21 protein-coding genes are annotated in these 23353 nt (G+C 66.0%); 8 read left to right on the top strand and 13 right to left on the bottom strand.

What is annotated here, in order from left to right; translation table 11 throughout:
* Nucleotides 1-46 precede the first annotated feature (46 nt).
* The 3 genes from AX702_RS00350 to AX702_RS00340 form a co-directional block, all read right to left on the bottom strand.
* Nucleotides 47-3166, bottom strand: coding sequence for a helicase-related protein (locus AX702_RS00350; protein ID WP_066774947.1), 3120 nt, complete (start codon nucleotides 3164-3166; stop codon nucleotides 47-49).
* An 83-nt stretch (nucleotides 3167-3249) separates the two neighbouring features.
* Nucleotides 3250-3786 (bottom strand): metallophosphoesterase family protein, encoded by a 537-nt coding sequence (locus AX702_RS00345; protein ID WP_066774900.1) that lies wholly within the window; start codon nucleotides 3784-3786, stop codon nucleotides 3250-3252.
* Complete coding sequence (locus AX702_RS00340) at nucleotides 3783-4877, bottom strand: SPL family radical SAM protein (protein WP_066774898.1); 1095 nt, start codon at nucleotides 4875-4877, stop codon at nucleotides 3783-3785. The genes AX702_RS00345 and AX702_RS00340 overlap by 4 nt, the downstream gene beginning before the upstream one ends.
* A gap of 250 nt (nucleotides 4878-5127) precedes the next feature.
* On the opposite strand from AX702_RS00340, the gene AX702_RS00335 reads away from it, so the two are divergent.
* Complete coding sequence (locus tag AX702_RS00335) at nucleotides 5128-5370, top strand: SWIB/MDM2 domain-containing protein (protein WP_066774944.1); 243 nt, start codon at nucleotides 5128-5130, stop codon at nucleotides 5368-5370.
* Nucleotides 5371-5499: 129 nt separating this feature from the next.
* Here the strand turns inward: AX702_RS00335 and AX702_RS00330 are convergent, their stop codons facing one another.
* From AX702_RS00330 to AX702_RS00305, 6 genes are all read right to left on the bottom strand, one after another.
* Nucleotides 5500-5979: an OsmC family protein gene (locus AX702_RS00330; protein WP_231731673.1), complete on the bottom strand. Its 480-nt coding sequence runs from the start codon at nucleotides 5977-5979 to the stop codon at nucleotides 5500-5502.
* Between the two features lie 60 nt (nucleotides 5980-6039).
* Nucleotides 6040-6702, bottom strand: a complete 663-nt coding sequence (locus tag AX702_RS00325; RefSeq protein ID WP_082745891.1) for a TetR family transcriptional regulator — start codon at nucleotides 6700-6702, stop codon at nucleotides 6040-6042.
* Nucleotides 6703-6977: 275 nt separating this feature from the next.
* Complete coding sequence (locus AX702_RS00320; protein WP_066774940.1) at nucleotides 6978-8624, bottom strand: S10 family peptidase; 1647 nt, start codon at nucleotides 8622-8624, stop codon at nucleotides 6978-6980.
* 93 nt (nucleotides 8625-8717) lie between these two features.
* Nucleotides 8718-9920 carry a CoA transferase gene (locus AX702_RS00315; protein ID WP_066774894.1) on the bottom strand — a complete coding sequence of 401 codons (1203 nt, stop codon included), beginning with the start codon at nucleotides 9918-9920 and terminating at the stop codon, nucleotides 8718-8720.
* 3 nt (nucleotides 9921-9923) lie between these two features.
* Nucleotides 9924-11102 carry an acyl-CoA dehydrogenase family protein gene (locus AX702_RS00310; RefSeq protein WP_231731672.1) on the bottom strand — a complete coding sequence of 393 codons (1179 nt, stop codon included), beginning with the start codon at nucleotides 11100-11102 and terminating at the stop codon, nucleotides 9924-9926.
* Between the two features lie 11 nt (nucleotides 11103-11113).
* Nucleotides 11114-12022 carry an SDR family NAD(P)-dependent oxidoreductase gene (locus AX702_RS00305; RefSeq protein WP_066774937.1) on the bottom strand — a complete coding sequence of 303 codons (909 nt, stop codon included), beginning with the start codon at nucleotides 12020-12022 and terminating at the stop codon, nucleotides 11114-11116.
* A gap of 108 nt (nucleotides 12023-12130) precedes the next feature.
* Here AX702_RS00305 and AX702_RS00300 point away from each other — a divergent pair, with 108 nt between their 5' ends.
* Nucleotides 12131-12901 carry an IclR family transcriptional regulator gene (locus AX702_RS00300; protein WP_066774891.1) on the top strand — a complete coding sequence of 257 codons (771 nt, stop codon included), beginning with the start codon at nucleotides 12131-12133 and terminating at the stop codon, nucleotides 12899-12901.
* On the top strand, nucleotides 12898-14061 hold the full coding sequence (locus tag AX702_RS00295) for an acyl-CoA dehydrogenase family protein (RefSeq protein WP_066774889.1): 1164 nt from the start codon (nucleotides 12898-12900) through the stop codon (nucleotides 14059-14061). The genes AX702_RS00300 and AX702_RS00295 overlap by 4 nt, the downstream gene beginning before the upstream one ends.
* A gap of 37 nt (nucleotides 14062-14098) precedes the next feature.
* Here AX702_RS00295 and pncB read toward each other — a convergent pair whose 3' ends face one another.
* Nucleotides 14099-15403, bottom strand: a complete 1305-nt coding sequence (gene pncB / locus AX702_RS00290) for a nicotinate phosphoribosyltransferase (RefSeq protein ID WP_066774887.1) — start codon at nucleotides 15401-15403, stop codon at nucleotides 14099-14101.
* A 226-nt stretch (nucleotides 15404-15629) separates the two neighbouring features.
* Nucleotides 15630-16097, bottom strand: coding sequence for an Lrp/AsnC family transcriptional regulator (locus AX702_RS00285; protein WP_066774886.1), 468 nt, complete (start codon nucleotides 16095-16097; stop codon nucleotides 15630-15632).
* Nucleotides 16098-16555: 458 nt separating this feature from the next.
* Between AX702_RS00285 and AX702_RS00280 the strand changes: the two genes are divergently transcribed.
* Together AX702_RS00280 and AX702_RS00275 are read left to right on the top strand one after the other, a co-directional pair.
* On the top strand, nucleotides 16556-16777 hold the full coding sequence (locus tag AX702_RS00280; protein WP_231731671.1) for a hypothetical protein: 222 nt from the start codon (nucleotides 16556-16558) through the stop codon (nucleotides 16775-16777).
* Nucleotides 16778-16925: 148 nt separating this feature from the next.
* Nucleotides 16926-18812, top strand: coding sequence for a gamma-glutamyltransferase family protein (locus AX702_RS00275; RefSeq protein WP_066774885.1), 1887 nt, complete (start codon nucleotides 16926-16928; stop codon nucleotides 18810-18812).
* Between the two features lie 140 nt (nucleotides 18813-18952).
* Here the strand turns inward: AX702_RS00275 and truA are convergent, their stop codons facing one another.
* Complete coding sequence (gene truA / locus AX702_RS00270) at nucleotides 18953-19696, bottom strand: tRNA pseudouridine(38-40) synthase TruA (protein WP_066774882.1); 744 nt, start codon at nucleotides 19694-19696, stop codon at nucleotides 18953-18955.
* Nucleotides 19693-20712 (bottom strand): methionyl-tRNA formyltransferase, encoded by a 1020-nt coding sequence (gene fmt, locus AX702_RS00265; RefSeq protein ID WP_066774878.1) that lies wholly within the window; start codon nucleotides 20710-20712, stop codon nucleotides 19693-19695. Before fmt ends, truA begins: the two co-directional genes overlap by 4 nt.
* Before the next feature lie 56 nt (nucleotides 20713-20768).
* Between fmt and recR the strand changes: the two genes are divergently transcribed.
* The 3 genes from recR to rmuC all read left to right on the top strand — a co-directional run.
* Complete coding sequence (gene recR / locus AX702_RS00260; RefSeq protein ID WP_066774875.1) at nucleotides 20769-21365, top strand: recombination mediator RecR; 597 nt, start codon at nucleotides 20769-20771, stop codon at nucleotides 21363-21365.
* 68 nt (nucleotides 21366-21433) lie between these two features.
* On the top strand, nucleotides 21434-21970 hold the full coding sequence (def, locus tag AX702_RS00255) for a peptide deformylase (RefSeq protein WP_066774871.1): 537 nt from the start codon (nucleotides 21434-21436) through the stop codon (nucleotides 21968-21970).
* Between the two features lie 62 nt (nucleotides 21971-22032).
* The coding region (rmuC, locus tag AX702_RS00250; RefSeq protein ID WP_066774868.1) for a DNA recombination protein RmuC at nucleotides 22033-23353 on the top strand (1321 nt) is incomplete at its 3' end.

Raw genomic sequence — 23353 nt, 5'->3', positions numbered from 1 at the left:
GGCAACCCGTAAGGGGCAACCCGAAACGGTGCAGGGCGGGGCGGTGCTACCCGAGTAGCGCCGCCAGCCGTTCCAGCCGGGCGGATGGCTCTTCCAGCGCTTCCTTGAGCAGAAAGCGTCCGTCCTTTTCGACCATACCGTCGATCTGCGCCGCGCCCTTGCTGCCGTTGCGCGGCGTCAGGGCGATGGCGGCGGGCCCGGCATCGATCCGGGCGATGTTCAGCCCGCGCGCACGCTCCCGCACGCGGGCGATCGACATGAGCAGGGCCGCATCCTCCGGAAGCTCGCCGAACCGGTCCTCCAGTTCTGCCTCAAAGGCGTCCAGCTCCGCATCGCTGCGCAGCCGGCCGAGGCGGGCGTAGAGAGTGATTCGCAGATCCTCCTCCGGGATCCATTCCGGCGGGAGGCGTCCTTCCAGCCCGAGCTGCAATTCCGGCGTCCAGCGTTCCACGGTCTCGCCGCGCTCCGTGCGCAGCGCATCTTCCAGCAACTGCTGATACAGCTCCACACCGATCAGCCGCATGTGACCCGCCTGCGTGTCGCCTAGCAGGTCGCCGGCACCGCGCATGTCGAGATCGCGCGCGCTGATCGCAAAGCCGGCGCCCAGCCGGTCGAACGCCTCCAGCGTGCGCAGCCGCTTGAGCGTGCGCGGGGAAATGGCGTCATCGGCATCGGTGAACAGCAGCACCTGGCCGCGGCGGTGCCCGCGCCCGACGCGGCCGCGCAGCTGGTGAAGCTGCGACAGACCGAAGCGATCGGCGTGGACGATCGCCATGGTATTGGCCCGCGGCACGTCCAGCCCCGCCTCGATGATGTTGGTAGCGAGCAGCACGTCGCCGTCACCGCGGCCGAAGCGGACCATGGTCTCGTCGATCTCGGCGGCTGGCATCTTGCCATGGGCCTGCAGCAGCTCGAGCTCCGGCACCAGTTTGCCGAGCTGTTCGGCCAGCGGCGCCATGTCCGAGATGCGGGGCACGACGACGAAGCTCTGACCGCCGCGCGCGCGCTCGCGCAGCAGGGCGCCCCGCAGCGTATCGGGCGAGAAGTCGGAGACGGCGGTGCGGATCGGCTGGCGCCGGGCGGGCGGGGTGGCGATCACCGACAATTGCCGCAACCCGACCAGCGCCGATTGCAGCGTGCGCGGGATAGGCGTTGCCGACAGCGTCAGAATGTGGCCGGCGGAGAGATCCTGAAGCTTGTTCTTGTCGGCGGCGCCGAAGCGCTGCTCCTCATCGATGATGACGAGGGCGAGATCCTTGTATTTCACACCCTTGCCGGCGACCGCGCCTGTTCCGATCACCACCTGAATGCTGCCGTCCGCCAGGCCGGCCTTCACCCGCTTCTTTTCCGCATCGCTCGTCAGGCGAGAGAGGCCGGCGACGGCGATGCCGGCGTCCTCGAAGCGCGCGGTGAAGCTTTCGAGATGCTGCCGCGCGAGGACGGTGGTGGGCGCGGCCAGCGCCACTTGCTTGCCAGCGAGGGCGGCGATGGCGGCGGCGCGCAACGCCACCTCCGTCTTGCCGAAGCCGACATCGCCGATGATGAGGCGATCCATCGGCTTTCCCGAGGCAAGATCGCTGCGCACGGCCTCGATCGCGGTCAGCTGATCGGCGGTTTCCGAAAAGGGGAAGCCAGCGGCGAACCGCTCATAGGCGGCGGGCGCGGGATCGAGCACGGGCGCGCTATGGGTTTCGCGTTCGGCCGCCAGGGCGGTGAGCTGGCGCGCGGTATCGGCGATGGCCTCAGCGATCTTGCCGCGCCGTTCGTGCCAGGTGCGGCCGTCCAGCGTATCAAGCGTGACGGCATCATCCTCCGCGCCATAGCGCCACAGCCGATCCGCCTCCGCCACGGGCACCAGGCGAACGGCGTCCTTGGCATAGGTCAGCTTGATCGTATCGCCGCCTGTGCCGTCGCCATTCGGCAGCGCCTCGATCCCGGCTACGACGCCGATGCCGTGATCCTCGTGAATGACGGTATCACCGACGCGGATCTCGGCCGCCTGCACGAACGACAGATCGACGCGGTGTGCGGCGCCATCCTCGCGCTCCGCCCGGCTGCCGAGAAGATCGGCGGCGGCGATGGCGAAGATGCCGTCCCGGCGAAAGCCGCGATCCGCCGGCGCGGCAAGGGTGCAGAAAGTGCCCTTTGGCGCCGACAGGATCTCGGACCAGTCGCTGGCGGCGAGGGCGGCAGTGTCCAGCCGTTTCTCGATCCGCCGTGTCAGGAAGCGCAGGTCGCGCTCGCCGCCGATCAGGACGACGCGATCGCCCGCGGCGAGAACCTGTTTTGCCTCCTTTGCGAAAGCTGCCAGCGGCCCGCGCTGTTCGACGAAGCGGGCGGGCGGCTCGCCCTGCTGATCCAGCCCCTGCGTTTCGCGCCCGTCCAGCGCCTTTTGCCAGGCGGCGTCGTCCACAATGTCCTGCGCCGCGCGCCGGCTTTTGCGCTTTGCCGCATCGCTGCTGAGCGCGAGCAGGCGCCGGCGACGTTCGTCCGCGCGATCGGTGATGACGATCACCGCCTTGGGTAGATGATCCAGCAACGTCACCCGCTGCGCATCAAGCGGCGGTTCGGCCACGCGCCCGAGCTCATGGCTATCCACATCCTCGATGCTGCGCTGGTCGGAGGGATCGTAGAAGCGCAGGCTGGCGATGACGCCGTCCGCCACCTCGATGCGGAGCGGCGATTCCGCGTCCGCGGGGAAAATGTCGAGCACTTGCCCGCGCAGGGCAACCTCACCGGGCTCGTCCACCCGCTCGTCGACGATATAGCCGAGCGCGATCAGTTCGTCGTGCAATTGGGCAAGATCGCATGGCTCACCAACCGCGACGGACGGGGGTTTGGCATCGAACGCTGCTGGCGGGGGATAGGCGCGGGCGAGCGCCTCGCCCGAGGTGACAAGGGCGATGCGGGCGCCGTTCTTTCCGGCGCTGTTCTGGCGGACGGCGCGAAGCGCGGAGACGCGCTGGCCGACATTGGCAGGTGAGGGCGGGGCATCGTCGCCGGGCAGGGCATCCGTCCCCGGGCAGAACAGGACATGCGCGTCCGGCATCATCGCTGCCAGCATCCGGGTCAGCGCCAGGGCGCGTGTCTCGTCCGCCACGGCAACGATCACGTCATGCGCGACGAGCAGCGGCGCGACCCCTGCTGTGGTTTCCGCGATGCTCATCGGCGAGGGCGGCAGTTCGCCGAACGGCGGCAAGGCGGTGGTTTCCGCATCAGGGGATCGAGACATTCCAGGCGAGAGGTCCGTTATGATGAGGTGGCTCGAACGGGCGGGCTGCCGCCGCGTTCCCGTCGGTCGGGCTTTGCCAGCAGATCGCCGAGCGTGACCGGGGCGAAATCATGAACGTCGACCCCGACATCGAACTGGCGACGCATCGGTGCGAGCCGCCCGTGGCTGTGGCCGTGAAGGTTGAGGGCGCCACGATGCTGGCTGTTCCAGGAGCGAAACGGATAGTGGCAGAGGACGAGCCGGTGTTCGTCCACGACCAGCTCGGCATAATCGGCCGTGCTTGCCCAGCCGGCCGATTGCAAAGTGCCGTCCGGATCGTTGTTGCCGCGGATGAGGTGCTTGGTGCCGTTCAACGCGGCGAGCAGATCCGGCACATCGGCCGGCCGCCGCGCCACATCGCCCAGGTGCCAGACGATATCGTTCGGGGCCACGGTGGCGTTCCAGCGCTCGATCAGCAGCGCGTTCATCTCGGCCACGCTGGCGAAGGGACGCCGCCAGATGTTGATGGTGCGGTGATCGCCGAAATGCGTGTCGGCGGTGAAGAAGGTCGTCATGTCCAGTAGAGGATCCGGGCAGCCGGCAGGGCACGAGCGATGCGATCCTCGAAGAAGGTGCGGAGCAGCCGCATCGTCGCCGTGTCGTAAACCTGCTTCTCCCCGCCGAACTTCGCCCGCTTGGTCACGCGCCGGTCATCGCTCATGTCGAGCGCCGCTCCGGGGTACCAGCTTTGCAGCACCGCCTTGGACCCGCTGGTGAAGCGGTGGGTGATCAGTTCGATGGTAAGATCGAGCGAGGGGATGTCGGCGAGCGCGCCGGCAGCGTCGTCAATCAGCGCGCTATAGGCGTCCTGCCAGCCATCCGCAGCGATGATCGGGGCAATGGTGAGACCGACAGGATAGCCGGCGCGCGCCATCCGGCCGAGCGCCTCGAGCCGCGATGCCACCGGCGCGGTGCCCCCTTCGAAACGGGCGAAGGCACGGGGATTGATCGATGCGCGCATCCGCGTGCGGCCATTGTGATCGAGCGCGAGCAGGGGCGCGACGTCAGCGAATTTGGTGGTGAAGCGAAGCTGGGCTGGCGCGTCCCACTGGCCGAACCAGCGTATCGCCGCCGAGAGCGAGCCGGTCAGCGGCTCCAGCGCCAGCGGATCGGTGTAGCAGGACGCCTCATAGGTGGTGCCCTCGATCGCGCGTGCCCTGCTGCGCGATGTGACCGTGCCTTGCCCGAGATATGCAGGCAGACCGGCGAGTATCTCTTCCACGTTGGCGTAGACGCGGGTGATCGGCGGCCCCTTCAGCGAGCCGGCGAGATAGCAATAGCTGCAATGCGCCGGGCACCCCTCGGCCAGGTCGACCCGCCAGTCGGCGCTGGGCGCGATCGGTTGGAGGCGGCGCTTGGACGGCGGCGCGACGACCACAGCCAGCGTCGCCTTTGCCGCGGCATAGGCACGGCGCGGATCAGGCGGGAGATCAAGTGCGAGTCGATCGCCGGCGAGCTCAACAATTTCGACGCCGAGGCGCGCTGCGCGTTCGGCGATGGCGCGCCCATGTTCGATGTCACGTGCAGAGCGCGTGAGGAGCAGCCGGCGCGGCCGCCATTCGGGCGGGGGAGCGGGCTGGACAGAAGCGGCAGGAAGCAGCGCCATGATCGGCAAACGAGCAATCGAGCCAGCGGTTCAGGACAATATCTGCAGCCGATTGCAGCCGTGCTGCGGAACTTCGCCAAGCCATGACGCTTAAACACGCTGGATTGCCGGCTATCCGATGCTAGGATCCGGGCAGATAGAGGAGAGACCCATGGCGCGGACGGCAGAAAAGCGTAGCAAGGACGAGACCAAGGCGGCGGAAAAGAAGGTAAAGGCCACTGGCAAGCCGGCCGGCGGCGCGCGCGGCGGCATCACCGCGCCGGTCACTCCCTCGCCTGAACTCGCAGAGATCGTCGGCAAGAATGACCTGCCGCGCAGCGAAGTCGTCAGCAAAGTGTGGGATTATATCAAGAAGAACGATCTTCAGGACGCCAAGGACCGACGCCAGATCAACGCGGACGACAAGCTGGAGAAGATCTTCGGGAAGAAGTCGGTGAGCATGTTCGAGATGAACAAGCATCTCAGCAAGCACCTGTCCGCCAAGAAGGACTAAGACGGGTCGGCGTGGCGCGCCGGTGATCCTGCGGGATCAACTGGGCGCCGTGACGGTGAGGCGCGCGCCGGCGGCTCAGGCGTGCGTGATCCCGGCTGGATGCGCCGAACCGCTTGACGGCGGTGGCGGTCAGCCGCTGGTGATTGCGCTGGTGATGCTGGGCTCAATGCTGACGGGAAAATTCACCGAGCGCGCGATAAAACACATCGCATGCGCCCGTTCATGCAGCGCGGCGGCGAGCACCGCGTCCGAGGATGCGGCAATGACGACTTGCGGCCGTAGGGTAACCGACTGAAATTGGCCGGCGCCGCCGGCTTCCTCGACCATGATCCCCTCCGGCTGATCCGTATAGCCGTGCACGATCACGCCAGCGTCGGCGCACAGCCCCAGATACCAAAGTTCGTGGCATGCCGAAACGGACGCGACCAGCAGCTCCTCCGGGTTCCAGCATCGCGGATCGCCGCGAAAGGACGGATCGGACGATCCGGCGATCGGCGGCTTTGCGCCAGCGGAGATGCGGTGGCTACGTTCATAGGCGGACAGGCTTCGGGTGCCCTGGCCCGTGTTGCCGGTCCATTCGAGATCAATGACGTAACGGTGAACCTTCACCTCAGCGCCTCCTGTACCAAGCGTCGACGGTGCCATGAACGAGTGGCGCAAACCGCCGCGTCAGGCCCGGACACCGTTCAGGATGACGTCGATCACCGTGGCGGCGAACTCCCGTTCGAACTCGGGACCGCTCAGATGATCGCCCATGATGTTCGCGAAGACGAGGCGGGACGAGAACAGGTAATTGCACGCGCCGACGATGATGTAATAGAGTTTGTCCGGATCGATCGGGCGAAGCTGTCCGGCGGCGATCCCTTCCTGAACCAGCCGGCGTTGTGCCTCAATCAGCGGGGTGACGAAGCTCGTCTTGATACCCTCGGAGGCTTTTGTCCGCGACTCGCGCAACAGATGGTTGAGCAGCCCGACAAGGTAGGGATAGCGGCTGTAGGTGCGCGCGATCCCGCTGATGTGCAGCTTCAGCTTGGCGAGCGGATCGAGATTGGTGGCGTGCAGCCCCTCCAGTTGCGCGAGGGAACGGGCGGTGTCGCGTTCCACTAGCGCCAGCAGCAAGCCCTCCTTGCCGCCGAAATAATATTTCACCAGTGGCGCGGTGACGCCCGCACGCCGCGCAATGGCGTGAAGCGAGACATCCGGCGTGCCGAGTTCGATCATCAACTCGCTGGCGGCCTGAAGCAACAGATCGCGCGCGGGCAGATCGCCGCGCCCCGGAAGCGGGGTGGTCGGCACGGCGACTTCGCCTTCGGTTTTCTTCAGATTTTTCATGATGCGTATCCGGCGCGGCTTGCACCGCGTTCAGCGTGACCGGGGCCAATGGGGACGTGAACGACTTGATTCTTCTGGAACAATGCGCGCCTCCCCGGTCAGCCGCGACGATCTTCCCCGACCGGGGTGTTCGCGTGTCCGGCTGCTTTCGTAGCCTGCCGGTTCGCCATCATTCAAGAGACGGGTGAAGCGCCGAACCGTAGCATAGTTCGCGCGATCCTTGAGACCAGAAGCCGGGGCGGCAGCGCGCTAAGTCCGCGCGCTGCCGCTGGTATTCAGTTCGGCGTCTCGCCGGGAACGGTGGCTGCCTGAGCCATGAGTGCGACGGGCGGGGTGGGCGAGCGCGCGTCGCTGACCGCCTCGTCATACCAACCCGCGAGATCCTGCTTCATCTGGCGGAGCGCATCCGGATTCAGATAGGTCATGTGACCGGCGGGATAGTAGGTATATTTCAGGTTCGCCTGAAGTGCCGGCTCCAGCATCATGTGACCAAGATCGTTTTCTGTCCCGAAGAACGGCGTCGCCATGTCGTAATAACCGTTGAGCGACAGCACCTTCAGATAGGGATTGGTGCGCATCGCGGCAGCGAGATCCACGGCCGTGTTGGGATTGTTCTGGCTGCCATAGCCGCCGCCCGGTGCCTTGTGCGCCCAGTTCCACTTGAAGCCGGCGCCGTCGCGGGCGGACAGGCGGTAGGGCAGCTCCGTCTGGTAGCCGAGCGTTGCGTGCAGATAATCCTGGAAGGAGGCGATGTACGCACCCGAAATCGCATCGGACGATGCATCGGTCTCGGGGCGCTCGCCGGCGGCGTCGCTGTCGATCCCGAGATATCGTGAGTCGAAGCGGCCGACGGTGCGATTGGAGCCGCGCAGCAGCTCCTTGCGGAAGCGCGCCAGATCGATGCGAAGATTGTTCTGCTTGATATATTCGGGGCTGATACCGATCAGCTGGCTCATCTGCTCGGCGACCTGGTCACGCTCCTGCGGGGAGATCAGCTGACCCTTGGCGAGCGCGCTCATATACGGCCCGGTGGCAAAGGCGCGGGCCTGTGCGACGACGGTGGCGACGTCGGCGGGACGGTTCTGCAGACGGTTATGGTACCATGCGGTGGCAGCGTAGCTGGGCAGGTAGTTGAGATAGACCTGATCGAGACCCGGCTGGCGATAGCCGTAGTTCATGATCGAGCTGAGCAGCATCACGCCGTTCAGCGCCATGCCGCGGTCCTGAAGCTGATAGGCAAGCGCGCCGGCGCGCAGGGTGCCGTAGCTTTCGCCCAGAACGAACTTCGGGCTCATCCAGCGGCCGTATTTGGTGACATAGCGCATGATCGCGCGGGCAAAGACATCGACGTCCTCGTCGACGCCGTAGAAATCACCCGGTTTGGCATCGCCGAGCGGGCGCGAATAGCCGGAGCCGATCGCGTCAAGGAAGACGAGGTCGGTCTTGTCGAGCAGCGAGTCCGGATTGGGACCGACGTCGTAAGGCGCGGGGCGGACGAATTCGGGATTGGTGGTGCGGATGCGGATCGGCGCGAACGAACCCATGCGCAGCCAGAAGGACGGCGAGCCGGGACCACCGTTGAACAGAAAGGTGATCGGCCGCTTCGTACCCGGTTGCGTCCCGTCCAGCGTGTAGGCGGTGTAGAACATGGAAGCGGTCGGCTTCCCTTCATTGTCGCGCGTCGTCAGCGTGCCGGCGGAGGCGATGTAATTGTACCGCTTCCCATGGATGGTGACGCTGTCGCGGGAGCGCGTTTCGGTTTCCTCAACCGGCGCCTTGGCCCAGGCGGCTTCGGCCTCGGCCTTCACCACCTCGGCATGAGGGCGGGCGGGGGGCTGCTTTGCGTCGGGCTTGTCCTGGGCGGCGAGCGGAGAGGCGAGGGCGGAAGTGGCGACGAGCGCGAGAAGGAAGTGCTTGGTCACGAACAACTCTTTTTGCGAAAACAGGTCATAGTGATTGACCTGTTCGCGTGGCGGCGCAACCGCTCCGCCCGGATCAAAACAATCACTTTTCTTTTAGCGATCAGAACTTCCGGCAATGCCCGCGTCGAAGAGGCGGCCGATCTCGCCCGATGACAGGCCAAGCGTCTCGGCGAGCACCTGTTCGCTGTGCTGGCCGTTGCGGGGGGCGGGGGCAGGGGGGCGGCGCTGCTCGGCCGGCAGCGTCGCGAACGCACCCACGGCGGGATAGCGCGTGCCACTGGGATCATCGGCCGTGCCGAAGATCGGGTTTTCGGTGACGAGGCGTGGATCGCGCACGGCATCGGCCATGGTGCCATAAGCGGAGTGGACGATGCCGCCGGCGTCAAGGGCAGCGGCGAGCTCCGCATGATCGCGCGCGGCGATAGCGGCCTCGAACAGCGGGAACAGCGCATCCCGGTGAGTGAAGCGGAGGCCGTCATCCTTGGCGAAGCTGACGCCGCGCTGCGCCTCCACCTGTGCGATGGCGTCGCCGAGACCCAGAGCGGCGATCAGGTTCGCCCATTGGCGGTGCGTGACGACGACGATCATCGTGCGCTTGCCATCGCGGGTGGTGAAATCGCGCCCGAACAGGCCGAAAACGGTGTTGCCGAGCCGCGGGCGATCGGTGCCGGTGTCCATCACCTCGGCAATGCCGCCAAGGTTCGCCACCGTGCCGATCGCGACATCCGACAGCGGGATGCGGATCTCTCCGCCTTCGCCGATCGCATCCCGCCGGCGCAGCGCCGCCATCAGCGCGAAGGCGGCATAGGCGCCGGTCAGCAGATCCCACGCCGGCAGCACATGGTTGACCGGATCCGGCCCCGCACCGGTCAGCATGGGATAGCCGACCGCATTGTTGACGGTGTAATCGAGCGCCGGGCTGCCGTCCGCCCAGCCCATCACGCGCACGGTGATGAGATCGGGGCGACCTTCGGCAAGTATTTCGTGCGACAGGAAGCCCTTCACCGGAAAGTTGGTGACGAACTGGCCGGTGGCGCGCACCAACGCCTGCAGCAGTTCGCGCCCTTCCGGTCGGCCGAGATCGAGCGCCAGGCTCTTCTTCGCCCGGTTGAGGTTTTCCCAATAGAGCGAGTCGCCGTTCTGCGTGACGGGCCAGCGGCGAAAGTCGGGGCCGCCACCGATCTGGTCCACGCGGATCACCTCCGCCCCCATCTGCGCCAGATAGAGCCCCGCGGTGGGCGAGGCGACGAAGGACGACGCCTCGATCACGGTCAGGCCGGGGAGGAGGTTATACATGGATCAGTTCACCCCGGCGTTGAACTCGCGCAGCATGTGCTTGGCGATCTGGAGCTGCAGGATCTGCGTCGTGCCCTCGTAGATGCGATAGACGCGCGCATCGCGGAAGAAACGCTCCGCATCATATTCGGCGAGATAGCCAGCGCCGCCGTAGATCTGCACCACGCGATCGACGATCCGGCCGCAGGCCTCCGACGCGAACACCTTGGTCGCCGCTGCCTTGCGCAGAACCGGCTGACCGGCGTCAACCAGACGCGAGCAATCCTCCAGCATGGTTTCCGATGCGTAGAGCTCGATCTCGCTTTCGGCGAGCATCTGCTGGATCAACTGGAAGTTCGCGATCGGCTCCCCGAACGCCTTGCGCTCGGTGGCGTAGCGGAGCGCGGAATCCACCGCGCGGCGGGCATAGCCCATGGAGGCGGCAGCAACGGACAGGCGGCCATTGTCGAGGCTCTTCATCGCGGTGACGAAGCCCTTGCCTTCGTCCAGGCCGAGCAGCGCCTCGGCGGGCAGGTGCACGTCTTCCAGGATGATGTCCGCGATATGCGTGCCGGCCTGGCCCATCTTCTTGTCCGACTTGCCGACGCTGACGCCCGGCGTGTTCATCGGCACGATAAAGGCGGAGACGTGTGCGTTCTTGGGCAGCGGCTCCTTCGACGTGCGCGCCATGATCACCGCCATCTCGGCGTCGGGCGCGTTGGTGATGTACCGCTTCGTGCCGTTCAGCACCCAGCCGTTGCCCGACCGCACCGCCATGGTCTGCATCCCGGCTGAATCGCTGCCCGAGCCCGGCTCGGTCAGGCCGAAGGACACGATCATGCCGGCCGCCATCTTGGGCAGCCATTCGGCCTTCTGCTGCTCCGTACCGCCATTGCGGAGCGCCGAATTGACCATGCCGACCGTGATCGAGATGATCGATCGGAAGCACGGCATGGCATAAGCGAGTTCGCGGATCGTCTGGGTGTATTGATAGGTGTTCATCCCAGCCCCGCCATATTCTTCGGGGATGGTGAGGGCGAAGAGGCCCATGTCGCGCATCTCGCCCAAGATCTCATCCGGGATCCGATCGGTATCCAGGATCTCCTTTTCGGAAGGGATCAGCCGATCGCGCACATAGCGGCGCAACTGGTCGATGAACTGCTCGAACGTTTCGGCATCCATGCCGGGGTTCAGGGTGGACATGGGCTTGGTCCTCAGATCGGATCGTAGGGGAAGACGTGAGCCGATACCTCGTCGGCACGCGCGAAGCTGGGGCGGAAGGATGGGATCAGCTCATCGGCAATTGCCTGGGCGCTCCAGCCTTCCAGCCTGACCATGGAGCGCACCGGACGCGGCTTGTTGAAGAGCACGATCTCGTTCTTGCGCACGGCGAAGATCTGGTTGCTGACATCCTTCGACGCATCGGACGCGAGGAAGGCGACCAGTGGGGCGATCTTGTCCGCGCTCATCGTCTGAAGCCGGGCGACGCGCTCCTTCGCCTCGGGCGTTTCGGCCGGGATGGAGGCGGTCATGCGGCTCCATGCGAAGGGGGCAATGCAGTTCGACCGGACGCCGACGCGCGCCATGTCAAGCGCGATCGATTGCGACAGGCCGACGATCGCCAGCTTCGCCGCGGAGTAATTCGCCTGACCGATGTTGCCGATCAGGCCGCTGGTCGAGGTGAAGTGGATAAAGCTGCCCGACTGCTGCTCGCGAAAATAGGGCGTCGCCGCCTTGGACACGTTGAACGCACCGTGAAGGTGCACGTCAATCACGGCGCGCCAATCCTCATGGCTCATCTTGTGCCAGATGGTGTCACGCAGAATGCCGGCATTGTTCACAACCGCATCGATCCGGCCGAAACGCTTCACCGCATCCTCGACGATCGTCGCCGCCGCCGCCGGATCGGACACGCTGGCGAGATTGGCGTGCGCCTGTCCGCCGGCGGCCACAATATCCGCGACCGTCTGCTCGGCGGGCCCGCTTTCGCCGCCTTCACCGCCGCCGCCGACGCCCGGGTCGTTGACCACGACCGCGGCACCCTCCGCAGCGCACAACAATGCGATTTCACGGCCGATGCCGCGCCCCGCGCCGGTGATTGCGACGACCTTTCCGTCGAGAATGCCCACGCTCCGCCTCCTGATCCTTGTCCGGCAGGGGTTACGGCGGTGCCGGTATGATTTCAAGATGGCGCATTGCGGTTTCAGTCAGATGAAGTTTATGGATGGGTGATGAGCTCACCGGTGCCTTCCGTCGTCCATGCGTTCGCGATCGTGCGCACATTGGCGGATGGCGGCGCGATGACCCTGTCCGAAGTGGCGCAAAGCTGCGGGATCAGCCCGTCGAGCTGCCTGGGCCTGCTGCGCACCTTGGTGGGCGAAGGCGTGCTGTCGCTGGGCGAGGGCAAGAGATACGCACTTCAGCCACCCTGGTCGGACATCGCCGCGGGCGACCTTGATCGCGCGAACCGCCTGATCACCCGCGCGCGGCCGGTGCTCGAGCGGGCGGCGCGCGCCTGGCACGCCCCTGTCGGGCTGTGGCGCGTTGTCGGGCGGGATCGGCTGCAACTGGTGGCGCTGGGGCAGAGCGTTGCCGCCACGCGCATCCATATGGAGGAAGGGCAACGCCAGCCGATCGGCAGCGGCGCCGTTGGTCGCGCGCTGGCGGCGGCGCAGCGGACCGGGCGCGACGAGCTCGCCCGGCGCTTCGCCGCAGTGCGATGGCAGCGACCAATCGACTTCGCCACATATGCCGCGCAAGTCGCCGAGGCGGTCCGGCTCGGCTATGGCGTGGATGACGGATTGAGCTACGCGGGCATCACATCGGTGGCGGTGAGCCTGCCCGACGATGGATCGACCCTGTGCGTATCCGCCTCCATCTTCGCCGGCTCGCGCAGCGACGCCGAATATCACGATCTCGTCTCCGGGCTGCAGTCGCTTGCCGATGAGATCGCCGCGCTTGACCACAAACACGCTCCTTCGCTCAGAAAGGCCCGCGCATGATCCCCGCCGCCCGCAACGACTTTCCCGAAATCCGCGATGCCGTGCGCGCGCTGGTTCGCGAGTTCGGCGACAGCTATTTTCGGGAGGTCGACGAGGCGCGGGCCTATCCCGAAGCGTTCGTCGAGGCGCTGACGAAGGCAGGCTGGATGGCCGCGCTGATCCCGGAAAGCTATGGCGGCGCCGGGCTCGGCCTCACCGAAGCGTCGATCATCATGGAGGAGATCAATCGGGCCGGCGGCAATTCGGGTGCCTGCCATGGTCAGATGTACAACATGAACACGCTGCTGCGGCACGGATCGGCCGAACAGAAGCAGCGGTTCCTGCCCGATATCGCGAGCGGCGCGCTCCGCCTGCAATCCATGGCGGTGACCGAGCCGACCACCGGCACGAATACGACCGAGCTGAAGACCCGCGCCGAGCGCCGCGGCGACACCTATGTCGTGAATGGGCAGAAGGTGTGGATCAGCCGCATCCAGCATTCCGATCTGATGATCCTCCTAGCGCGCACCACGCCGCTCGACCAAGTGAAGAAGAAGGCGGATGGCCTGTCGATCTTCCTGGTCGATCTTCAGGCGGCGATCGGCAAGGGCATGGAGATCCGGCCGATCCGCAACATGGTCAATCACGAGACCAATGAAGTCTTCTTCGACGACCTGGAGCTGCCGGCCGAGAGCCTGATCGGGGAAGAGGGCAAGGGATTCCGCTACATCCTGGACGGGCTCAACGCGGAGCGCGCGCTGATCGCGGCTGAATGTATCGGCGACGGATACTGGTTCGTCGAGCGAGCGGTGCAATATGGGTCCGAGCGGGTGGTGTTCGACCGACCGATCGCCAAGAACCAGGGCGTGCAGTTCCCGATCGCGCAGGCGTACATGGAAGTGCGTGCGGCGGACCTGATGCGCTATGAGGCGTGCCGGCTGTTCGACGCGCACCAGCCGTGCGGGGCGGAGGCGAACATGGCGAAGCACCTGGCGGCGGAATCGTCATGGAAGGCGGCCAATGCATGTCTGCAGACGCACGGCGGATTTGGCTTTGCGGCGGATTATGATGTCGAGCGCAAGTTCCGCGAGACGCGTCTCTATCAGGTGGCGCCGATCAGCTCGAACCTGATCCTGAGCTTCGTCGGGGAGCATGTGCTGGGGATGCCGCGCAGCTTCTGACCCCGTCGCTCGCTCGGGGTGGGCGGTTCGGGTGACTTTAGACCCGCACCGCTTGCGCCACTCGCCCGGCATCTCCGAACACGCGCAGATATCGGGCGATTGCCGCCGGATCGCCGGTCGCCTTCTCCGGATTGTCGGACAGCTTCACCGCCGGCCGGCCGTTCACCCGAGACACCTTGCACACCAGCGACAGCGGGGCGAGCGCCGCATCCCCCTGCGGATCGCAGCCGCGGAAATCGTTGGTGAGGTTCGTGCCCCAGCCGAAGCTCATCCGCACGCGGCCGTGGAAGTGCCGGTAGGTCGCCGTGATCGAATCGACGTCCATGCCGTCCGAGAAGATCAGCAGCTTGCCGCGGGGATCCTGACCCATGTCCCGCCACCAGCGGATAATCTGCTCGCCCGCCTCGATCGGGGGTGTGCTGTCGGGCCGGAAACCCGTCCAGTTCGCGACCCAGGGCGGAGCGGCCTGCAGGAAGGATGTCGTGCCAAAGGTGTCCGGCAGGACAATCAACAGGTTGCCGGCATAATCCTCCTGCCATTCCTCAAGCACGCGATAGGGCGCACGGCGCAGTTCCTCATCGCTTTCGGCCTGCGCCGCCGCGACCATGGGCAGTTCATGGGCATTGGTGCCGATCGCTTCCAGATCGGCGTCCATGGCGAGCAGGACATTAGACGTGCCGATGAAGCGACTGCCAAGTCCCTCCTTCAGGGCTTCCACGCACCAGCGTTGCCAGAGAAAGCCATGGCGGCGGCGGGTGCCGAAATCGGACAATGCCAGGTCCGGGAGCTGCTGCAGCTGCTCGACCTTCTGCCACAGGCGCGCCTTTGCCCGGGCATAAAGAACATCAAGGGCGAAGCGCCCGCGATGCCTCAGCGCCGCGCGGGACCGGAGTTCGTTGACGATCGAGAGGGCGGGGATTTCCCACATGGTGGTGGCGGCCCAAGGGCCTGAAAAAGTGAGTTCGAACTGCCCGTCGACGGTGCGCAGCTCATATTCCGGGAGCTGGAACTCCGCCAGCCACGCGAGGAAGTCGGGGCGGAACATCCGCTCCACGCCGTAGAAGGTGTTCCCGGCCAGCCAGATCAGTTCCTTTTTCGTGAAGCGCAGCGAACGTGCGTGATCCAGCTGCTCGCGCAACTCGGCCTCGTCGATCACCTCGGCCAGACGCACCGAGCGGGTGCGGTTGATCAGTGAGAATGTGACCTGGGTTGCGGCGTGCCGCGACTGGATGAGTTGCAGCATCAGCAGCTTGTAGAAGTCGGTGTCGAGCAGGCTGCGCACGATCGGATCGAGCCGGAAACTGTGATTATAGGTGCGCGTGGCGAGATCGGTGAGCGTCATGACCGTGCATTGCCCGAGAGAGCTGGTTCGTTCCAGCGGGGCACCGGCTGGGCGCAATGTGTACGGCCGCGGCGTTGTCGCGGCCCATCTGCGACAGAGCAGGACGATTTGCCCGGGCTAGTGCAAAGATACCAAGCCACGAGTTCGCGGAAGGACGGGCGCAGCGAGGGTGGCGCCGTTACGGGGGGAAGCAGAACCGGCTACGGCGCTGGCGACGGGGCCGAAGTCATGTGACCTTGGCCGTGCGCCTCAGGACCGTCTTGAGCACGAAGCTTGAGTTGATTCGCGAGAGCATGGGAATGCGGGACAGCGTGCCGAGCATGACCTGGAAATGATCGAGATCGTTGACCACCACGCGAAGCAGATAGTCGTAATCCCCAGTCATTTGATAGCAGTCGGTGACTTCCTCAACATCTTGGATGCTGCGTTCGAATATCGACAGCGCTTCATCCGACTGACGATCAAGCGTTACCGAAATCATCGCCTCTATCGCGCCGCTTAAACGACGTTCATTCAACCGTGTCGTATAGCCGAGAATGAAGCCATCACTTTCCAGACGGCGAACACGGCGGAGCGTCGGCGTGAGGGATAGACCGATTTCGGTGGCAAGTTCACGCCATGAGATGCGCCCGTTGTTCGTCAGAATCTTGAGGATACGCGTGTCGAACGCGTCAATCCTGGTCTTTTCCGTCATCTGGCCCCCTGGATGGCTCCGTCGCCGCGGCAAAGTTTACACAATGTGGCCGTGACCGCAATTTTTTGCCGCTAAATCGAAAGGTTGTGCCGCAGGTGGAGATGCGATCCTTGCCGCATTTCAGCTTCTTCGGGGCGCCGCCGCGGGGCCTTTGGTGATGGTGCGCCGGGATTGAAGAAGCAGTAGCCGCGGTGTCATTCACGTCCGCTTAGTTCAAACGAGCAATCATCATTCCAAAGGCAGCGCAAAGCCGCCAAACAAAGATCAAAACGAACGAATTTAATGGTTGCGTTCTCCAACGGAACTCATTTTTATGGTCGGAAAGCCTGTTGGAGGCGGTGAGGGGGTGGCCGGCCACCGCGACGCTCGGTCGCAGTTCGGCAAGCATGTCGAACGGCATGATCCTGATGCCGGCTGCGCAGGCCAGGGATCACAGGACGAAGACGAGGGTCGCCACGATGGACTTGAACATCGCCCCGCCCGGGGCAAAGGCCGGGATGCGCCCGGTCGATGAACGGGCAGTGTCGCTGATGAAGCGAGAGATCGCCGGGCAGACCGACGAGGTGCTGATGCGTCAGTTCGGCATCAGCTACAACACATGGCGCAAGGTGCGCGAAGGGCAGCCGATCCGCCGGTCCGTGGCCGACCGGCTGGAGCAACGGATGGCGGCTTTCTGCTGATCCATTTTGGATGACGGTCGTCCGTCCCATCCGCCAAACATGGCAAGTCGACGGCGTGACGCGCCAGGCCCGTGCGGCACGACCGGTGATCGCGCGCTTGTCGCTGGCCGGTTTTGCCGCAACAAGGGCCTGAAACAGGAGCCCTTTCATGCGTCGTCGGACCTTTGTCGCCACCTTGCCCGCGCTTGCCATGGCGCCAACGCTTGCGAGGGCGCAGCAGGGAACGGGCGGCGGCGCGCAGGGCAACGAGGGTCCAGGGCAGGGCGGAGCACCACAGCCGGCAACGGCGAAGGGCGCGGACCTGCCGGGGCATTGGGCGGCCGGCGAGGACCGGTTCATCCGACCAGACGTGCATGGTGGCGATCGGCCGGTTGGGGCAAGCTTCGCCTCGCGCACGGCGGTTTACGGGATGAATGGCGCGGCAGGCACGGCGCATCCGTTCGCCACCCAGGCCGGCATCGACATCCTGAAGCGTGGCGGATCGGCCGTGGACGCAGCCATTGCCATGAATGCGTGCCTCGGCCTGCTGGAGCCGACCGCAAACGGCATCGGTGGCGATGTCTATGCGATGATCTGGGACCCGAAGCAGAAGAAGGTCGTAGGGCTGGCCGGATCGGGCGCAAGCCCGCGCGGACTGTCGCTGGAAACCGTGCGGTCGCGCGCGAAGAACGGCGTTCTGCCGCCGCTGGGCGCGATTACCGTGTCGGTGCCCGGAACGGTGGACGGCTGGTGGACCATGCACCAGCGCTACGGCAAGCTGCCCTGGGCGACGCTGTTCGAGCCGGCAATCGCCATGGCGGAGGCGGGGACGCCGGTGCCCGACATCATCGCTTATTACATCCGCCGCAGCATGGCGAATTTCGCGCGTCCCGGAAACGGCGTGGAGGAAACGGCCAATGCGCTGAAGACCTGGGGCATGGCGGACGGCAAGGGCCCGCAGGCGGGGCAGGTGTTTCGCAATCCCGATCTTGCCCGCACCTATCGCGCCATCGCGCAAGGCGGTCGAGACGCCTTCTACACCGGCGATCTCGCGCGCACGATCGATCGCTACTTCAAGAAGATCGGCGGCTGGCTGCGGTATGAGGATCTGGCGGCGCACCGCTCCGAATGGATCGAGCCGAACCGCACCGATTATCGCGGCACCACCGTGCACGCGCTGGGCGCCAACACACAGGGCATCGCAACGCTGCAGATGCTCAATATCCTGGAGCATTTCGACCTGAAGGGAGCGGGCTTCCAATCGGCACTGTCGATCCATCTGCAGGCTGAGGCCAAGCGCCTCGCCTATGAGGATCGCGCGCGCTTCTATGCCGATCCGAAGTTCTCCAAGGTGCCGGTCGACTGGCTGATCTCCAAGGAATATGCCGCGCAGCGCGCCAAGCTCATCCGGCCTGACCGCATCCTGACGCCGGTCTATCCGGGGCAGGCGCCAAGCAAGGGCGACACGACCTATTTTTCCTGTGCCGACAAGGACGGGATGATGGTGTCGATGATCCAGTCCAACTTCCGCGGCATGGGATCGGGGCTGGTGGCCGATGGGCTCGGCTTCATGTTCCAGGACCGTGGGCAATTGTTCAGCCTAAAGGATGGGCACCCGAACATCTATGCGCCGGGCAAGCGACCGTTCCAGACGATCATCCCGGGCTTCGCCACACGCGGCGGCGATCCGTGGATGAGCTTTGGCGTGATGGGCGGGGACATGCAGCCGCAGGGGCAGACGCAGATCATCGTCAATCGCGTCGACTATGGGCTGGAAATCCAGTCCGCCGGCGATTCACCACGCTGGCACCATGAAGGGTCATCGCAGTCGATGGGCGAGGATGATCCGGATCTGGGCGTGGCAGGCCGGCTGCGGCTGGAAAGCGGCGTGCCGGACGCCACCCGCAAGCGGCTGGCCGAGATCGGCTGGCAGCTCGGTAATCCGGATGGCGGCTTCGGCCGGTACGAATGCGTCGAGCACCGCATGGATGGCGACACGCGAGTCTATGCCGCGGCGAGCGAGATGCGAGCCGATGGATGTGCGCTGGCATATTGAACGGGGTGAGGGCTCTGAGCTTCTCTATCCGTTCGCCCTGAGCTTGTCGAAGGGCGTGCCTTGAGTGCAGTCACCTTGAACACGTACTTCGACAAGCTCAGTACGAACGGCTTTCATTGTTCAAGCCGGTTGAAAGTCGCTCAGTCCGGGTAGCGAGCGCGCATGAAGAACAGGCCGTCGGGTGGGGCGTTCAGGCCGAGGCGGGTGCGGTCGGCGGCGGCTAGGGCGTCGGCCATGTCGGCAATCGACCAGCGGCCGAGACCAACCAACGCGAGGCAGCCGACCATCGAGCGGACCTGATGGTGGAGGAACGACCTTGCCTCCGCCACGACGGATACGCGGTCGCCGAACCTTGCGACGCTTAGAACGTCGAGCGACTTCAGCGGGCTGGCCGATTGGCAATGGGCCGAGCGGAAGGTGGTGAAGTCATGGCGGCCGACCAGCAGCTGCGCGGCTTCATGCATGGCGGCGGCATCGAGCGGCTGGGCGACCTGCCAGGCGAGGCCCTTTTCCCAGGTGAGCGGGGCACGGCGGTTGACGATGCGATATTCGTAGGCGCGACCCAGGCAGGAAAAGCGGGCGTGCCAATCGCCCGGCACCTCCTCGCACGCGAGGATCGCGACGGGATTGGGGCGCAGGCGCGCGTTCAATGCCTCGCTAAGGCGGAAGGCGGTAATCGGCTTTTCGATGTCGAGATGCGCGCGCATCGCGGCGCCGTGGACGCCGGCATCGGTGCGGCCGGCGGCGTGAACGGCTGTGCGCTCTCCCGTGACGGCGAATGCAGCGTCCTCGATTGCCTGCTGGACGCTGGGCCCGTGATCCTGCCGCTGCCAGCCCATGAAGGGGCGGCCGTCGAATTCCACCGTCAGCGCGAAGCGAGTCACAGGCGGGTGCCGGGCGGGATGGGAAAGCCGCGCAGCAGCTCGTCTACCATCATGACACCGCGGCCGGCGCGCTGGACATAAGCAGGGCGGATGGCGCCAGCGGCACAGGCGATGGTGAAGCGGTCGTCGAGAACGGTGCCCGCGACCGGGGTGCTGCCATCCTGTTCCGTTCGCCCTGCGCTTGTCGAAGCCTGTCCTGAGCTCTGTCGAAGGGGGCGCGATTCGGCCCCACGGGCGTCGACAGGTTCACCCCGAACGGGGACGGGTGAGTCTGCAAGCACCTCGGCTGCGAGGATGCGCAGACGTTCGCCGTTCACCTCCAGCCAGGCGCCTGGCGGGTTGAAGGCGCGGATCTGGCGCTCGGCCGCGGCGGCGTCCTGCGCGAAATCGAGGCGCATCTCGTCCTTGGTGATCTTGGCCGCGTAGGTGACGCCTTCATCGGGCTGCGGCACCGGCGGGTGGCTGTCGAGATCGGCCAGCACGTCCACCATCAGGCGGGCGCCCAAGCTGGCGAGTTCGGCCGTCAGTTCACCGGCGGTCTTGCCGGCGATTGGCGTGCGGCCGTCCAGCCGGACAGGGCCGGTATCCAGCCCTGCCTCCATCTGCATGATGCCGACGCCGGTCTCCGCATCGCCGGCGAGGATCGCGCGCTGGATCGGGGCGGCGCCGCGCCATCGCGGGAGGAGCGAGCCGTGAATGTTGAGGCAGCCGTGACGCGGCGCATCCAGGATCGGGCGGGGAAGGATCAGGCCATAGGCGGCGACCACTGCCACGTCCGCGTCCAGAGCGGCGAACGCCGCCTGCGCCTCGGCGTTCTTCAGCGACACCGGCGTGCGGACTTCGATGCCCAGCGCTTCCGCGCGCTGATGCACGGGTGAGGGGACCAGCGCACGACCGCGCCGGCCGCCTGGGCGGGGCGGCTGGCTGTAAGCCGCGACGATCTGATGCCCGGCGGCGGCAAGCGCGTCGAACGCCGGCACCGCGAACTCGGGCGTTCCCATGAAGACGATCCGCATGGGCCGCGCTTCAACGCGCTGGCGCGGCCCGGCGCAACCCCCTATCTGTTCCCGCGATGGCATCGCAGGAGATCGAGGCGCTGACGGGCGCGCTGGCGCGGCTGCCCGGCCTGGGCCCACGTTCGGCGCGGCGGGCGGTGCTGCACCTCATGAAGAAACGCGAGGGCGCGCTGGTGCCGCTGCTCGCCGCCCTGCAGGCGGTGGAGGAGCGGCTGGCGACCTGCTCGACCTGCGGCAATGTGGACACGACCGATCCATGCGCGATCTGCACCGACCCGCGCCGCGATGCGCGATCGCTGTGCGTTGTGGAGGAAGTGGCGGACCTGTGGGCGCTGGATCGATCGCGGCTCTTTCCCGGCCGGTTTCACGTGCTGGGCGGCCGGCTGTCGGCGTTGGAGGGCGTGCGGCCGGAGGATCTGTCGATCGATCGGCTGGTGCAGCGCGTTGAGGGCGGCGGCGTGGACGAAGTGGTCCTGGCGATGAATGCGACGCTGGAGGGGCAGACCACCGCGCACTATATCGTGGAGCGGCTGGAGCGCTTTCCGGTGCGGATCACGCAACTGGCGCATGGCCTTCCGGTCGGTGGCGAGCTGGATTACCTGGACGAGGGAACATTGGCGCAGGCGCTGCGCGCGCGCCGCCCTGTTGCCTGAGAACTGAGGGGCGGACAGGCCGTCGCCTGCCGCTTGATTCGGCGGGGAGGTGCCAATATCTGCTCGCAATGGCCGTTCTTCCCATTGTCGAGATCCCCGATCCCCGCCTTCGCCTGATGTGCGAGCCCGTTGCCGCGATTGACGCGGAGGTCCGCCAGCTTTCCGCCGACATGACGGAGACCATGTACGCCGCACACGGCATCGGCCTTGCCGCCATCCAGGTGGGCGTTGCCCGCCGAGTGGTGGTGATCGACCTGCAGGAACGCGAGACCGAGGACGAGGAAAAGCCCGAGGCAGTCCGCAACCCGGTGACATACGTCAATCCGGAGATCCTGTGGGTTTCCGACGAGCTGTCGCGCTATCAGGAAGGCTGCCTGTCGATTCCGGAGCAATATGCCGAGGTGGAGCGCCCGGCGCGCTGCCGGGTGGCCTGGCTGGATCTCGATGGACAGCGGCATGAGGAGGAGATGAGCGGTCTGCTCGCCACCTGCATGCAGCATGAGATCGATCACCTGAACGGCGTGCTCTTCATCGACCACATCACCCGGCTGAAGCGCGACATGCTGCTCAAGAAGCTGGCCAAGGCGCGCAAGAACGCCGCCTGACAATGCTTGCCCCGCACGCCGGCGGGGGTTAGGTTCGCGCTTCGTTCTCATGAGGAGGAAGCGTGGAGCCGATTGCAGCATTGTTCGTCGTGGTCGCATTGCTGCTGGGGCTGGCGGTCGGCTGGTGGCTGGCGCAGCGAGGCATGGCGGCGATCCGGGCCGAGCGCGATGCGCGCGCCGAGGAGTTCAAGAAGGCGATCGTCGACCTGGCCGGCGCCGAGGAAAGGGCGAAGGCGGCCGATGGCTTGCGGCAGGAACTGTCCGACCTTCGCCTCGATCGGGATGCTGCACGTGCGGATATCGCGCGACTGGAGGCCGAGGCGCGCGGCTTCGATGCGCGGCTGAGCGAGCTGCGCGAGGCGAAAGACGCGCTGGCTGCGCAGTTCAGCCAGGTGGGGCAGAAGCTGCTGGCCGAGGCGCAGGATCGCTTCCTGCAACGGGCGGACGAGCGGTTTCGCGAATCGGAGCAAGTGGCAGGCGCGAACCTGCGGGCGATGCTTCAGCCGGTGAGCGAGCGGCTTCAGAAGTACGAGGATGGCGTGGCAAAGGTAGAGGCCGAGCGGCGCGACGCCTTCGGCGAGCTGCGCGGCCAGATCGAGCAAATGCGCGTTGGCCAGGAGAGCGTGCGCAGCGAGGCCGCCAAGCTGGTCAACGCGCTGCGCAATGCACCCAAGGCGCGGGGCCGCTGGGGCGAGCAGCAGTTGCGCAACGTGCTGGAAAGCTGCGGCCTTTCCGAACACGCCGATTTCGCGACCGAAGTGTCGGTGGCGGATGGCGAAGGCGGGCGGCTGCGGCCCGACGTGATCGTGCGCATTCCAGGCGGCAAGTCGCTGGTGATCGACGCCAAGGTTTCGCTGAACGCTTATCAGGATGCGTTCGGCGCAGTGGATGAGGCCGAGCGCGTAGCGGGACTGACGGCGCATGCCGCGGCAATGCGCGCGCACGTGAACGGGCTGGGCGCCAAGAATTACTGGAGCCAGTTCGACGATGCGCCCGATTATGTGATCATGTTCGTGCCGGGCGAGCATTTCCTCTCCGCCGCGCTGGAGCATGATGCGGGCCTGTGGGATTATGCCTTCGAGCGGCGAGTGCTGCTGGCCACGCCGACCAACCTCATCGCGATCGCCCGCACGGTGGCGGCGGTGTGGCGGCAGGAACTGCTGGCGGAACAGGCACGCGAGATCGCGCAGCTCGGCAAGGATCTGTATGCGCGCCTGTCGGTGATGGGCGGGCATGTCGCGAAGCTCGGCAAGAACCTCGACACGGCGATGGGCGCGTACAACCAGTTCGTCGGCAGCCTGGAATCGCAGGTGCTGACGCAGGCTCGGCGCTTCGAGGCGCTGAAGATCGACACGGCGGGCAAGAGCATCGAGGCGCCGCCGG

Origin of the sequence: Sphingomonas sp. CCH5-D11, assembly GCF_001557395.1 — a bacterium.
GTDB lineage: Bacteria > Pseudomonadota > Alphaproteobacteria > Sphingomonadales > Sphingomonadaceae > Sphingomonas.
Note: the sequence above shows the minus strand (reverse complement) of the source record. Positions and strands in the feature narration are given on the sequence as shown.

Bases quoted from the DNA above. Each gene is read 5' to 3' on its own strand.
- AX702_RS00345 (WP_066774900.1), bottom strand. From the start codon at position 3,786: ATGACGACCTTCTTCACCGCCGACACGCATTTCGGCGATCACCGCACC.
- AX702_RS00280 (WP_231731671.1), top strand. From the start codon at position 16,556: ATGGACTTGAACATCGCCCCGCCCGGGGCAAAGGCCGGGATGCGCCCG.
- pncB (WP_066774887.1), bottom strand. From the start codon at position 15,403: ATGACGCTCACCGATCTCGCCACGCGCACCTATAATCACAGTTTCCGG.
- AX702_RS00315 (WP_066774894.1), bottom strand. From the start codon at position 9,920: ATGTATAACCTCCTCCCCGGCCTGACCGTGATCGAGGCGTCGTCCTTC.
- AX702_RS00310 (WP_231731672.1), bottom strand. From the start codon at position 11,102: ATGTCCACCCTGAACCCCGGCATGGATGCCGAAACGTTCGAGCAGTTC.
- AX702_RS00300 (WP_066774891.1), top strand. From the start codon at position 12,131: ATGAGCTCACCGGTGCCTTCCGTCGTCCATGCGTTCGCGATCGTGCGC.
- AX702_RS00325 (WP_082745891.1), bottom strand. From the start codon at position 6,702: ATGAAAAATCTGAAGAAAACCGAAGGCGAAGTCGCCGTGCCGACCACC.
- recR (WP_066774875.1), top strand. From the start codon at position 20,769: ATGGCATCGCAGGAGATCGAGGCGCTGACGGGCGCGCTGGCGCGGCTG.
- AX702_RS00340 (WP_066774898.1), bottom strand. From the start codon at position 4,877: ATGGCGCTGCTTCCTGCCGCTTCTGTCCAGCCCGCTCCCCCGCCCGAA.
- def (WP_066774871.1), top strand. From the start codon at position 21,434: ATGGCCGTTCTTCCCATTGTCGAGATCCCCGATCCCCGCCTTCGCCTG.
- AX702_RS00295 (WP_066774889.1), top strand. From the start codon at position 12,898: ATGATCCCCGCCGCCCGCAACGACTTTCCCGAAATCCGCGATGCCGTG.
- AX702_RS00275 (WP_066774885.1), top strand. From the start codon at position 16,926: ATGCGTCGTCGGACCTTTGTCGCCACCTTGCCCGCGCTTGCCATGGCG.
- AX702_RS00285 (WP_066774886.1), bottom strand. From the start codon at position 16,097: ATGACGGAAAAGACCAGGATTGACGCGTTCGACACGCGTATCCTCAAG.
- fmt (WP_066774878.1), bottom strand. From the start codon at position 20,712: ATGCGGATCGTCTTCATGGGAACGCCCGAGTTCGCGGTGCCGGCGTTC.
- AX702_RS00350 (WP_066774947.1), bottom strand. From the start codon at position 3,166: ATGAGCATCGCGGAAACCACAGCAGGGGTCGCGCCGCTGCTCGTCGCG.